The organism is Streptomyces sp. NPDC058145 (assembly GCF_042884245.1).
Classification (GTDB): domain Bacteria; phylum Actinomycetota; class Actinomycetes; order Streptomycetales; family Streptomycetaceae; genus Streptomyces.
On sequence record NZ_JBHVUH010000015.1, the window covers coordinates 164,462 to 177,162 of the forward strand.

At 71.1% G+C, this 12,701-nt stretch carries 10 protein-coding genes and 2 pseudogenes; 3 read left to right on the forward strand and 9 right to left on the reverse strand.

Features of this window, described 5'->3' with window-relative positions; translation table 11 throughout:
* The 3 genes and pseudogenes from ACFVVO_RS30790 to ACFVVO_RS30800 all read right to left on the reverse strand — a co-directional run.
* Positions 1-1,302, reverse strand: a complete 1,302-nt coding sequence (locus ACFVVO_RS30790; protein ID WP_390059273.1) for an alpha/beta fold hydrolase — start codon at positions 1,300-1,302, stop codon at positions 1-3.
* A 98-nt stretch (positions 1,303-1,400) separates the two neighbouring features.
* On the reverse strand, positions 1,401-2,432 hold the full coding sequence (locus ACFVVO_RS30795) for a LacI family DNA-binding transcriptional regulator (protein ID WP_390059275.1): 1,032 nt from the start codon (positions 2,430-2,432) through the stop codon (positions 1,401-1,403).
* Between the two features lie 126 nt (positions 2,433-2,558).
* Positions 2,559-3,463, reverse strand: a pseudogene (locus ACFVVO_RS30800) (BNR repeat-containing protein); the annotation flags it as partial.
* Positions 3,464-3,535: 72 nt separating this feature from the next.
* On the opposite strand from ACFVVO_RS30800, the gene ACFVVO_RS30805 reads away from it, so the two are divergent.
* Positions 3,536-4,111, forward strand: a complete 576-nt coding sequence (locus tag ACFVVO_RS30805; protein ID WP_390059276.1) for an IS607 family transposase — start codon at positions 3,536-3,538, stop codon at positions 4,109-4,111.
* The gene (locus tag ACFVVO_RS30810) at positions 4,104-5,717 is read left to right on the forward strand and encodes an IS200/IS605 family accessory protein TnpB-related protein (protein ID WP_390059278.1); all 1,614 of its coding nucleotides are present in this window, start codon (positions 4,104-4,106) and stop codon (positions 5,715-5,717) included. Before ACFVVO_RS30805 ends, ACFVVO_RS30810 begins: the two co-directional genes overlap by 8 nt.
* A 5-nt stretch (positions 5,718-5,722) precedes the next feature.
* Here the strand turns inward: ACFVVO_RS30810 and ACFVVO_RS30815 are convergent.
* The 6 genes and pseudogenes from ACFVVO_RS30815 to ACFVVO_RS30840 form a co-directional block, all read right to left on the reverse strand.
* Positions 5,723-6,184: pseudogene (locus tag ACFVVO_RS30815) on the reverse strand (BNR-4 repeat-containing protein); the annotation flags it as partial.
* The gene (locus tag ACFVVO_RS30820) at positions 6,181-6,501 is read right to left on the reverse strand and encodes an L-rhamnose mutarotase (RefSeq protein ID WP_390059279.1); all 321 of its coding nucleotides are present in this window, start codon (positions 6,499-6,501) and stop codon (positions 6,181-6,183) included. The pseudogene ACFVVO_RS30815 and the gene ACFVVO_RS30820, both read right to left, overlap by 4 nt.
* 17 nt (positions 6,502-6,518) lie before the next feature.
* Positions 6,519-7,598, reverse strand: coding sequence for a rhamnose ABC transporter substrate-binding protein (rhaS, locus tag ACFVVO_RS30825; protein WP_390059280.1), 1,080 nt, complete (start codon positions 7,596-7,598; stop codon positions 6,519-6,521).
* Positions 7,599-7,635: 37 nt separating this feature from the next.
* The gene (locus ACFVVO_RS30830) at positions 7,636-8,625 is read right to left on the reverse strand and encodes an ABC transporter permease (protein ID WP_390059281.1); all 990 of its coding nucleotides are present in this window, start codon (positions 8,623-8,625) and stop codon (positions 7,636-7,638) included.
* Positions 8,618-9,688, reverse strand: a complete 1,071-nt coding sequence (locus ACFVVO_RS30835; RefSeq protein WP_390059282.1) for an ABC transporter permease — start codon at positions 9,686-9,688, stop codon at positions 8,618-8,620. Before ACFVVO_RS30835 ends, ACFVVO_RS30830 begins: the two co-directional genes overlap by 8 nt.
* Before the next feature lie 55 nt (positions 9,689-9,743).
* Positions 9,744-11,261, reverse strand: coding sequence for a sugar ABC transporter ATP-binding protein (locus ACFVVO_RS30840; RefSeq protein WP_390059283.1), 1,518 nt, complete (start codon positions 11,259-11,261; stop codon positions 9,744-9,746).
* A gap of 261 nt (positions 11,262-11,522) precedes the next feature.
* Here ACFVVO_RS30840 and rhaI point away from each other — a divergent pair, with 261 nt between their 5' ends.
* The gene (gene rhaI / locus ACFVVO_RS30845) at positions 11,523-12,683 is read left to right on the forward strand and encodes an L-rhamnose isomerase (protein ID WP_390059285.1); all 1,161 of its coding nucleotides are present in this window, start codon (positions 11,523-11,525) and stop codon (positions 12,681-12,683) included.
* Positions 12,684-12,701: the final 18 nt, after the last annotated feature.

Here is a 12,701-nt window from a genome sequence, read left to right on the forward strand (position 1 = left end):
TCACGCCTCGTCGCGGGTGAGGGCGAGCAGCCGGTCCAGGACGCGCGGCGCCCCGGCGCGCAGACCGTCGTGCTCGTACTCGTCGGTCACCCAGGTCCGCAGCCCCCGCACGGCGCGGGCCGTCCGCAGGGAGTGGGCCGTGTCCACGTACATGTCGTCGTGGTAGACCGCCGCGGCGACCGGGACCTCGTTGGCGGCGAGCCGGGCGGGGTCGTACAGGGGCTGCCAGTCGGTGCGGGCGGCGAGCAGTTCGGCGGTCTCGCGCAGCGGGCGCAGGGCCGGGTCGGTAGCGAACATCCAGGGGTGCACCGTCTCGCCGGTGAACAGCACCGGGGCGTCACCGGCGATCGCCTTGGCCGCGTCGAACTGCGGGAACTCGGCACGCACCCGCTCGGCGGCCCAGGCGGTGGGGCGGGCGTCCTGGCCGTAGATGGTCTCGTGGACGAGCGCGTACAGCGGATGCCCGGCGTACGACAGCAGGCCCCGCACCTGCTCCTGGAAGGCGTCGGACAGCTCCGGGCCACCGGGAGCGCGGACGAACGCGTCCTCCAGGAGGAAGTGCAGCCGGTGGCTGCCGTCGCTCGCCCCGAGCATCAGGCCCAGGGACTGGAACGCCTCCACCGTGAGAGGGTGGCCGCCGGGCAGGACGACGTCGTGGGTGAGGAGATGGTCGGCGATGCGCCGGGCCCGCTCGACGTCCTGCGGGTAGCGGGCGTAGTGCGCGGCGACCTTGCGTTCGATGCGCGGGTAGGCGGCCCGGTAGACGTCGTCGGCGTGGGCGTCGAGGGAGGGCAGGCCGCCGGTGATGACGGCGGTGTTCAGGCCCTCGGGGGCGAGGGAGAGGTACGACACCGTGCAGAAGCCGCCGAAGCTCTGGCCCAGCACGGTCCACGGGGCGCCGCCCGTCACCCGGGGACGGATGGCCTCGCAGTCCCGGACGATGGAGTCGGCGCGGAAGTGGGTGAGGTACTCGGCCTGCTCGGCGGGACCGCCGCGCAGCGGGAGGGTCTGCCGGGTGGCGGGCGTCGAGCCGCCGGTGCCGCGCTGGTCCAGGAGGAGGACGCGGTAGTCCTTCAGGGCGCGGTCGAGCCAGGCCTGCCGCCCGACGAAACGATTCGCCCCGAAACCGGGCCCGCCCTGCAGATACAGCAGCCACGGCAGGTCCTGCCCCGCCTTGTCGCCGGCGACGGCCTCGCGGGCGTACAGCTCGATGGTCTCGCCGCCCGGCCGCGCGTGATCGAGGGGCACGGTGAAGCGGCGGTCGGTGAGGACGACACCGGGCTGGCGGTAGCTGGAAGTCAACGGATCTCCCGGGACGGACGGCACGGACGCGTCCCAGTTCAGCACACCGGCGGCCGGGTCCACCCACCTGGGATCAAGGATTCCTACTGAACTTCCGGTCAGCGGGCGGTGAGGCTGGAGCGGCGCACCACCAGCTCCGGCTGGAGCACCACCCGCCGGTGCTCGTGCCGGCCCGCGCCACCCTCGGCGCCGGCCTCGGTCTCCTCCAGCAGCAGCTCCGCGGCGAGGGCGCCCATGGTGACGGCGGGCTGCCGTACGGAGGTCAGCGGTACGGCGGCGGCCGCGGCGAACTCGATGTCGTCGTAGCCGACGATCGCCAGGTCGTCGGGGACGACCACGCCGGCCGCGTAGAGGGCCTGGAGCACGCCGAGGGCGAGCAGGTCGTTGGCGCAGAAGACGGCCGTGGGCCGGTCGGCGAGGCCCAGCAGCCGGGCGCCCGCGTCCCGGCCGGCGGCCACGTCCAGGCGCTCGGTGGGCAGTTCGCGCAGGGCGTCGGGGCCGAGCCCGGCCTCGGCGAGGGCGTTCAGGGCGCCGGTGCGGCGGTCGCGCACCTGGTTCAGTCCGGGCGGACCGCTGACGTAGGCGATCGAGCGGTGACCGGCGTCCACCAGGTGCCGGACGGCGAGGGCGCCGCCCGCCACGTCGTCCACGGAGACCGAGCACTCGGTGGTGCCCTCGGCGACCCGGTCGACCAGTACGAAGGGGATACCGTGCCGGCGGAAGGCCGCGATGTTGCGGCCGGTGGCGTCGGCCGGGGTGAGCAGCACCCCGCGCACCCGCTGCTCGGCGAAGAGCGACAGGTACTCCGCCTCCTCGGCCGCGTTCTGCGCGCTGTTGCAGACCATCACGCCGAGCCCCGCGTCCCGGGCCGCCCGCTCGGCACCGCGCGCCACGTCCACGAAGAAGGGGTTGCCCATGTCCAGCACCAGCAGGCCCATGATCCGGCTGCGGCCGGCGCGCAACTGCCGGGCGGACTCGCTGCGGACGTAGCCGAGCCGGTCGATCGCGGACAGCACCCGCGCCCGGGTCTCGCCGGCGACGGTCTCCGGGCGGTTGATGACGTTCGAGACCGTGCCCACCGAGACTCCGGCGGCGCGGGCGACGTCCTTGATACCCACCGACTGGGCCATCGGGCGGAGACCTCCAGGGGACGAGGGGCGGCAGGGAAAGGCGCTCACGGGCACCACGGGCGCTCGAGGGCCGACTCGCGCGCGCTCGGGGGCGGAAGGGCCCTCACATTACCGTCACGTCCGGCCTCACGGCCCGGTCCGGGCGGGCAGCGCGAAGTCCGCGACGTACAGCGGGGAGGGCACCGTGCCGGCCGACCTCTCCTGGTACAGGAAGGAGAGCACGCCGTCGGCCTTCACCCGGGTCTCGTCGATCACCACCTCGCCGAAGGCGTTCGGGCCGCTCCCGTCGTACAGCAGCGCCCAGTCGGTGTGTCCGGAGGCCTTGGAGGCCGCGGCGATCCTGCCGTACGGCAGGACGGCGTAGGCGTTGTCGTGGCGGTCCAGGACCAGCTTGGTGCGCTGCGTCGAGTTCAGCGGGACGGGGATCTCCGTCTTCCGCCAGCCGCCGGCGGAGCCCCTGCGCAGGTGGAAGGCGTGGCCTTCGGCGGTGCGGTCGGCGGCGTAGTCCTTGGTGCACGGGCCGAGGCGCCCGGGGACGTGGCTGATGATCGCGTGCGGCAGCCCGGCCGAGTCGACGGCCTGGCCCTCCTGGTTCATCAGGGCGTGGTCCGGGCCGAGCGCGTCGACCACGAGTCCGGGCGAGGTGACGGCCACCGGGTCGGCGCCACCGGTGGTGCCCACGACCGTGCCCGCGTCGTTGCGCCAGGTGCGGCCGCGGTCGGCCGAGTACACGTAGCCGGTGTCGTGGTTGGTGAGGCCGCCGCCCGCCCGGGTCACGGCCGGGTCACGCTCCCGCCAGGTGAAGAAGGCGTGCAGGCGGCCGTCTCCGCCGTAGTCGAGACCGTGCAGGTACATGCTGCGGGCCGTGCTGGAGCCGTGCCCGGTGGTGTACGTGCCGGTGGCGGCGGTCCACTCCCCCAGCTCGGTCCAGCACGAACCGTCGTACTCGGCCAGGGCGTTGCGGCCGTCACCGGAGACGCCGGCCCGGTAGCCGAGCTGGAGCGGGCCTCGGGCGTGGTGACGAACTGGGGGTCTTCAACTGCTGCTGTTCGGGGTCGAGTGAGTGAGCGTAACCGTGCGTGAGTGAGTGTCGTTGTCAGGGTATGAATCTCACGCAATGGGCGAAGGCGCAGGGTGTGCACCCGCAGACCGCGTATCGCTGGTTCCGTGAGGGGACGCTGCCGGTCCCGGCTCAGAGGGTCGGCCCGCGCACCATCCTGGTGAACATTGGGGTCAACGCCGCGCCCGAGGCGTTCGGCGGGCTGGGCCTTTATGCCCGTGTCTCCTCCCATGACCAGAAGGCCGACCTGGAGCGGCAGGTCACCCGGCTGACTCGGTGGGCGGCGCAGGCCGGCCACCGGGTGGTGCGCGTGGAGGTGGAGATCGCATCCGGTATGAACGGTGCCCGCCCTAAAGCGAAGCGGCTGCTGGCCGATCCGGATGTGTCCACCGTGGTGGTCGAGCACAGGGATCGGCTGGGTCGGATGAACACCGAACTTGTCGAAGCTGCCCTGTCCGCGCATGGGCGCCGCCTCGTGGTCGTTGATGACGGCGAGGTCGAAGACGACCTGGTGCGCGACATGGTGGAGGTGCTGACCTCGTTCTGTGCTCGCCTGTACGGTCGCCGGTCGGCGAAGGACCGTGCCCGCAAGGCTTTCGAGGCCGCCCAGCATGGCTGACTCCACACTGCGCACCATCGAGCCGCCGTTCGTTGCGCCGGGACCGTCCGGGGTGGCGATCCGCACCAGCATGAAGGGCATGTCCCAGCGGGACCGTGAGGTGCTGGCGCTGGTGGGCGCACACCTGGGTTCGCTGGCCTGCGCCGACCTCAAGGCTCGTTGCCAGGCGGGTACCGGTCACGACAGCGGCCAGTGGGCGCAGCGCAAGCGGGCTCTGACCGAGGAGTCGTCCTCCCGCTGGGCCGGGAGTGTCACGAAGGCCACCCATGACCAGTGGGGCCTTGCGCACCGTGCCCAGCTCGCCCACATCCACAACCTCGAGGCCGCGCGCCTGTCCCAGCCGGTCGGGCAGAAGGGCACGAAGCGAGAGCCGGGCGGCTACCGTACGAAGCAGGAGTGGTTCCAGAAGACCCGGCGCCTGCATGTGCTGAAAGACCGGCTGGAACGCGAGCGGTCCGACCGTGAGGCCGGTGTCGTGCGCGTGGTGCGGGGCGGGAAGCGACTGGCTCGCAACCGGCACAACCTGGAAGCTGCCCAGCTCACCGAGCACGAGTGGCGCAGACGCTGGGATGCCGAACGCTGGTTCCTCCAGGCAGACGGGGAGTCGGGGAAGCGCTTCGGGAACGAAACCATCCGCGTCGGCTCCGACGGCGAGGTCGGCATCAAGCTCCCGGCTCCGCTGGCTCATCTGGCCAACGCCCCGCACGGCCGGTACGTGCTCGACGGCCGGATCGACTTCCGTCACCGTGGCGAAGAGTGGGCCGATCGCGTATCGGCGAACCGTGCTGTCGCCTACCGCATCCACCTGGACGTCAACCGGGACCGCTGGCACCTCACAGCGTCGTGGACGATCCTCCCGGTCCAACCTGTTCCCCTGGCCGTAGCCAGGGCGAACGGGCTCATCGGTGTGGACACCAACGCCGACCACTTCGCAGCGTGGCGTCTGGATGAGCACGGCAACCCGACGGGTGAGCCTCGCCGATTCCTCTACGACCTCGACGGGCCGGCCACCTATCGGGACGCCCAGGTGAGGCATGCCCTCACCCGCCTCCTTCACTGGGCACGGCGCGAAGACGTCTCCATCGCGATCGAGGACCTGGACTTCGGCGCGGAGAAGACGCGGGAGAAGCACGGCCGCAGGAAGCGGTTCCGCAAGCTGATCTCCGGCATGCCCGTCGCCAGACTGCGGGCACGGCTCGTTTCCATGGCCGCCGAACTCGGCATCAGCATCGTCGTCGTCGACCCCGCATACACCTCCCGCTGGGGCGCCGCGCACTGGCAAAAGCCCCTCAGCAGCAAGAACCGCAAAACCACCCGCCACGACGCCGCTGGCGTCGCGATCGGACGACGCGCTCTCGGGCACCGCATCCGGCGACGGACGGCACCGCCCCCACACGACCAGAGCGATCGTGTGGGGCATCGGACCGCCCAGGCCGGACACGGCACCCGAGGGCGTGAGGAAACCCGCCCACGCATCCCCGGACCACGGACACGATCCGTGCCGCCGGACGCGGCGCGAACGCGGGAGACCAGTGCATCCACAACCGCTCGGGATGCGCCAGTTGACCAGGCGCGAGTCCAAGACTCACTCCTGCTCGCTGATTAGGAACGGTAGGTGAACCAGGGGGTGAGCGGGAGCCCGCCGAGGGTCTCATCGACGGCGCCGAGGACGGCCGGGGTCAACGGGGACGTGCCGTCGAGGAGCCCGGCGACGGAGCGGACGTAGAAGAACCCGTCGCTGTGCGAGTCCATCATCACGTGCAGCCGGCCGTCCACGGCGGACGCGCCCGTGCAGATCACGTTGTGCGAGTCGTCGCTCTTGAGCCGGTGGCCGAGCGGCACGATGGACCACTGGTCGGCGCCGAGTGCCCGGCGGGCCACGACGGCGCCGCGATCGGCCGTGTACCAGGCGGCGTACTGGTGGCCGAGGTGGGTGAACAGCCCGTGCTTCCGGAACGAGTTGGTGTTCACGAGGCCGTCGTACGACACGAAGTACAGCGCCCGGTCGTCGAGCCGGGTCCGGCCCAGCTCGGTGACGGCAGGTGCGGCGGGCCCACTCACGGCGGCGGTCATGACAGGTGGAACACCTCCGTGAGCGGTGTCATCGCCTCGTCGGGCCGGGCGCCGTCCAGCGATTCGAAGAACGGCGCCATCTCCGCCTGCCAGCGGGCGTTGACGCCGGTGGCCTCCATGCCGGCCTGGGCGGCGGCGAAGTCCTCGGTCTCCAGGTAGCCGACCAGCAGGCCGTCCTCGCGCAGGAACAGCGAGTAGTTGTGCCAGCCGGTCGCCCGGAGCGCGTCGAGCATCTCCGGCCAGACGGCGCAGTGCCGCTCCCGGTACTCGTCGAGGCGGTCCGCCCTGACCTTCAGCAGGAAGCACACGCGTCGCATCAACGCCCCCTCGTCCGTCAGAAGTCGAACCGGTCGATGTTCTTCGCGTCGAACACGGTCGGCTTGCCCAGGTTGATCACGCCGTCCTTGCCGATGGTGTACGTCGTGCCGCCCGCCTTGAAGGTCTCGCCCTTCTTGCCGGTGATCTGCCCGGAGGCCAGGGCCACGGCGGTACGGGCGGCCAGGTCGCCGAGCTTCGCCGGGTCCCACAGCTCGAAGCCGTCTACGGTGCCGTTCTTGACGTACTTGCGCATGTCGTTGGGGGTGCCGAGGCCGGTCAGCTTGACCTTGCCCTTGTACTTGGAGCCGGACAGGTACTGGGCGGCGGCCTTGATACCGACGGTGGTCGGGGAGATGATCCCCTTCAGGTTCGGGTGCTCCTGGAGCAGGCCCTGGGTCTGCTGGAAGGACGCCTGCGCGTCGTCGTTGCCGTAGGCGGTCTTGACGAGCTTGACGTTCTTGTACTTGGGGTCCTTCAGCTCGTCCTTCATGTAGCCGATCCAGGTGTTCTGGTTCGTCGCGGTCTGGGCCGCGGACAGGATCGCTATCTCGCCCTTGTAGCCGATCTGTTCGGCGAGGAGCTGGACCTCGGTGCGGCCGAGGTCCTCGGCGGACGCCTGGGAGACGAAGGCGTTGCGGCAGCCCGGGTTGGTGTCGGAGTCGTAGGTGACGACCTTGATGTCGTTGGTCATCGCCTGCTTCAACGCGGTGCACAGGGCCCCCGGGTCCTGCGCGGAGACGGCCATCGCGTTCACCCGCTGCTGGGTGAGGGTGTTGACGTAACTCACCTGCCCTGAGGTGTCGGTGGCGCTGGAGGGGCCCACCTCCTTGTGCTTCTCGCCCAGTTCGGCGAGGGCCTTCTCGCCGCCCTGGTCGGCGGTGGTGAAGTACGGGTTGTTCACCTGCTTGGGCAGGAAGCCGACGGTCAGTCCCTTCTTGGTGGCCGCGTTCGGATCGGCCTTGCCGGCGGAGGCGACCGGCCCGCTGTCGTTCTTGACGTCGTTCTTGGTGGTGCCGCCGCAGGCGGTGGCGGCGAGCGCGAGGGAGGTGACGGCGGCGAGGGCCACGCAGGTGCGGCGCAGGGTGGGCTGGCGCATGATCGGATTCCTTTACGGGGGTCGAGTGGGCGGGGAGTTACGACGTCGGTGCCGAGGCGGCTCTGCGGCCCACCCTCGCGACGGTGATCTGCCGTGCGACCCGGGGTCCGAGCACGGAGACGACGAGCAGCACGCCGGTGACGACGATCTGCGACTGCGCGGAGACGTTCAGCAGGCTCATCACGTTCTGCAGCGCGCCCAGCAGGAACACCCCGGCGATCGCGCCGCCGAGCGTGCCCTTTCCGCCGTCGAAGTCGATGCCGCCGAGCAGCACGGCGGCGACGACGGAGAGTTCGAGGCCGGTGGCGTTGTCGTAGCGGGCGCTGGCGTAGTGCAGGGCCCAGAAGACGCCGGTGAGCGCGGACATGAACCCGGTGGCGACGAACAGGACGAGCTTGGCCCGCTTGACCCGGATACCGGCGAACCGCGCTGCCTCCTCGCTGGCGCCGACCGCGAACAGCGACCGGCCGAACGGGGTGGCGTGCAGGACGACGACGGCGACGGCGAGCAGCACCAGGAAGGGCAGGAAGGCCTGCGGCAGGAAGGTGCCGCCGAGCCGCCCGGCCGCGAAGTCGAGGTACTGGCCGGGGAAGTCGGTCACCGCGTCCGAGCCGAGCACGATCTGCGCGATGCCCCGGTAGGCGGCGAGCGTGCCGATGGTCACGGCGAGGGACGGCAGCCCCAGCCGGGTCACCAGCAGGCCGTTGACCAGGCCGCACACCACGCCCAGCAGCAGGCACAGCGGGATGATCGTCTCGATGGCCATGCCCTGGTTCCACAGCTTGCCCATCATCGCGCCGGACAGCCCGGCCGTGGAGGCGACCGACAGGTCGATCTCGCCGGAGACCACGAGCAGGGTCATGGGCAGGGCGATCAGCGCGATGGGCAGCGTGTTGCCGATGAGGAAGGACAGGTTGAGGGCGTTGCCGAAGCCGTCCACGAAGCCGAAGGACAGCAGCAGCAGGACGATCAGGAGGGCGCCGACGACGGTGTCCCAGCGGACGGCGCGGCTCAGCGACTCAGGCACCGGCGTTCTCCTTCGTCAGGGGGGCCTTGCTCAGGGCCGACTTGTTCTTCAGGGCGGCGGCCACCCGCAGCGCGACGACCCGGTCGACCGCGATGGCGAGCAGCAGCAGGACGCCGTTGATCGCGAGCACCCACACGGAGCTGACGCCCAGGGCGGGGAGCACGCTGTTGACGGAGGTGAGCAGCAGTCCGCCGAGAGCGGCGCCGTAGACGCTGCCGGAGCCTCCGGTGAAGGCGACGCCGCCGACGACGACGGCGCTGACGACGGTGAGTTCGTAGCCGTTGCCGGTGCCGGAGTCGACGTTGCCGAACCGGGCCAGGTACAGGGCGCCGGCGAGTCCGGCGAGGGCGCCGCAGACGGTGTAGGCGGCCAGGATGCGCTTGCGCACCGGGATGCCGGCCAGTCGTGCGGCCTCCGGGTTGGAGCCGAGCGCGTACAGCTCCCGTCCGCTGCCGAAGTGCCTGAGGTAGTAGGCGGTGGCGGCCAGCACGGCGAGCGCGATGAGGGCGAGCCACGGGACGGCGGAGAGGCCGCCGGAGCCGAAGTCCACGAATCCGCCGGGGAGATCGGCCGCCGTGATCTGCCGGGAGCCGACCCAGATGGAGTCGATGCCCCGGATGATGTACAGGGTGCCGAGGGTGACGACCAGCGCGGGCACCTGGCCGAGGCTGACGAGCAGGCCGTTCAGCAGCCCGCAGCCGACGCCGAGCAGTACGGCGAGGAGCAGCGCGACGGCCGCGTTCCCGCCGCCGTGCAGACAGGTGCCGGCGGCGAAGGCGCTGATGCCGAGGGTGGAGCCGACCGACAGGTCGACGTTGCGGGTGATGACGACCAGGGACTGGCCGGTGGCGACGAGCACCAGGATCGTGGCGTTGAGCAGCAGGTCCTTGATGCCCTGCGCGGAGAGGAACTCACTGTTGCCGGCCTGGGTGACGGCGATCATCACCAGGAAGACGGCCAGGATGGCGAGTTCGCGCATCCTGAAGACCCGGTCCACCAGCCGGGTCCCGCTGGACCTGGGCACCTCGGTGAGCGGTGTCTCGTTCGGGGCGGTCACCGTCATGCGGCGGCCCTCCTGGTGACGGTCGGGGGCATGGGGGCGGCCCTTCCGGCGGCTGTCATGCGGCGGCCCTTCCGGTGGCGGCGGCCATCACCGTCTCCTCGGTGGCCGCGGAGCGCGGGATCTCCGCGGTGATCCGGCCCTCGTGCATGACGAGCACCCGGTCGGCCATGCCGAGGATCTCGGGCAGATCGGAGGAGATCATCAGGACGGCGACGCCCTCGGCGGCCAGCTCGCTGAGCAGCCGGTGCACCTCGGCCTTGGTGCCGACGTCGATCCCGCGCGTCGGCTCGTCCACGATCAGTACCTTCGGGCCGGTGGCCAGCCACTTGGCGAGGACGACCTTCTGCTGGTTGCCGCCGGAGAGGGTGGAGACGGCGTCGGCGATGCGGGCGTACTTCACCTGGAGCCGTACCGCCCAGTCGAGGGAGCGGCTGCGTTCGGCGCCGCGGTCCATCAGGCCGGCCTTCACGGTCGTGCGCAGGCCGGTGAGCCCGATGTTGCGCGCGATGGACATCTCCATCACCAGGCCCTGGGCGCGCCGGTCCTCGGGAACCAGCGCGAGTCCGGCGGCCATCGCGGTGGAGGGTGCCCCCCGGGTGAGCCTGCGGCCCTCGACCTCCACCTCGCCCGCGTCCCACCGGTCGACGCCGAACACGGCGCGGGCCACCTCGGTGCGGCCGGCGCCGACCAGCCCCGCGAGACCGACGATCTCACCGCGCCGCACCTCGAAGGAGACGTCGGTGAAGACCCCCTCGCGGGTCAGCCGGCGGACGCTCAGGGCGACTTCGCCGGGCGTGACGTCCTGCTTCGGGTACAGCTCGTCCAGGTCGCGGCCGACCATCCGGCGCACCAGGTCGTCCTCGGTCATGCCGTCGAGGGGCTCGCCGGCGATCCGGGCGCCGTCCCGCAGCGTGGTCACCCGGCGGCAGATCCGGAAGATCTCCTCCAGCCGGTGGGAGATGAACAGCACCGCGGCGCCCTGCTCGCTCAGAGTGCGGACGACGCCGAAGAGCCGGGCGACCTCGCTGCCGGTCAGGGCGGCCGTCGGCTCGTCCATGATCAGGACCCGGGCGTCGAAGGAGAGCGCCTTGGCGATCTCCACGATCTGCTGGTCGGCGATGGACAGTCCGCGGGCGGGGCGGTCCGGGTCGAGCTCGACGCCGAGCCGCTTCATCAGGGCCGCGGTCGCCGCGTGCGTGGCCTTGTGGTCGATCCGGCCGAGGGCCCGGCGGGGCTGTCGGCCCATGAAGATGTTCTCGGCGATCGACAGGTCGGGGAAGAGCGTGGGCTCCTGGTAGATCACGGCGATCCCGGCGTCACGGGCGTCGCCGGGTCCGTGGAAGACGACGGGCTCGCCGTCGAGCAGCACCTGCCCGGAGTCGGGGCGGTGCACCCCGGCGAGCGTCTTGATGAGGGTCGACTTGCCCGCGCCGTTCTCCCCGGCGAGGGCGTGCACCTCGCCGGGCAGCAGCTCCAGGGAGACGCCTCGCAGGGCGCGTACGGCACCGAAGGACTTGGAGACGTCCCGCAGGGCCAGCACCGGGGTCGGTCCCGGGTCAGGCGGGTGGGTCATGAGGGCTCCTCGACGACACCGGCGGCACCGCCCCTCGGTGTCGTGAAAGGTTTCAACTGGATTGCCGGGACGTTAGGCATCCCGGGCATGTCACGTCAATGGGTCCGTGTCGAAAAACTTTCGGTAGCCGAAGGTCACAGGCGAGTCACGAACAACGGTGTCGGCCGGAGTGCTTGACACCCCTTCGAGGGGCTCATAGCTTGCCGTTCTGAATCGTTTCACAAGCTCAGTCGTTCCACCCGACACCACAGGAGCCCCGAAGTGACCGACCTCGCCGCGGTGAAGGCCGCCCTCAGGACCCAGGCCGTCGAGACGCCGTCGTGGGCGTACGGGAACTCGGGAACCCGTTTCAAGGTGTTCGCCCAGCCGGGCGTACCGCGCTCGCCCTGGGAGAAACTGGCCGACGCCGCGAAGGTCCACGAGTTCACCGGGGCCGCGCCCACGGTCGCCCTGCACATCCCGTGGGACACGGTCGAGGACTACGCGGCGCTGGCCGGGTTCGCCGAGGACCACGGGGTGCGGCTCGGCGCGATCAACTCCAACACCTTCCAGGACGACGACTACAAGCTGGGCAGCGTCTGCCACCCGGACGCGAAGGTGCGCCGCAAGGCGGTGGACCATCTGCTGCGGTGCGTCGACATCATGGACGCCTCCGGTTCACGGGACCTGAAGCTGTGGTTCGCGGACGGCACCAACTACCCCGGCCAGGACGACATAGGGGCCCGGCAGGACCGGCTGGCCGAGGCGCTGGCGGAGGTGTACGCCCGGCTCGGGGACGGGCAGCGGATGCTGCTGGAGTACAAGTTCTTCGAGCCGGCCTTCTACACGACGGACGTGCCGGACTGGGGCACGGCGTACGCGCACTGCCTGAAGCTGGGGCCCAAGGCACACGTGGTGGTCGACACGGGGCACCACGCGCCGGGCACCAACATCGAGTTCATCGTCGCCACGCTGCTGCGGGAGGGGAAGCTCGGCGGGTTCGACTTCAACTCGCGCTTCTACGCCGACGACGACCTCATGGTCGGGGCCGCGGACCCGTTCCAGCTGTTCCGCATCATGTACGAGGTGGTGCGCGGCGGCGGGTTCACCTCCGAGGTGGCGTTCATGCTCGACCAGTGCCACAACATCGAGGCGAAGATCCCCGCGATCATCCGCTCCGTGATGAACGTCCAGGAGGCCACGGCCAAGGCGCTGCTGGTCGACCGGGCGGCGCTGGCCGCGGCCCAGGCCTCCGGTGACGTCCTGGGTGCCAACGCCGTGCTGATGGACGCCTACAACACCGATGTGCGCCCGTTGCTCCGTGAGGTGCGCGAGGAGACGGGGCTGGACCCCGACCCGGTCTCCGCGTACGCCCGGTCCGGGTGGGCGGAGCGGATCGTCGCCGAGCGGGTGGGCGGGGAGCAGGCGGGGTGGGGTGCGTGAGCGTCTGCCGCGTCCTGT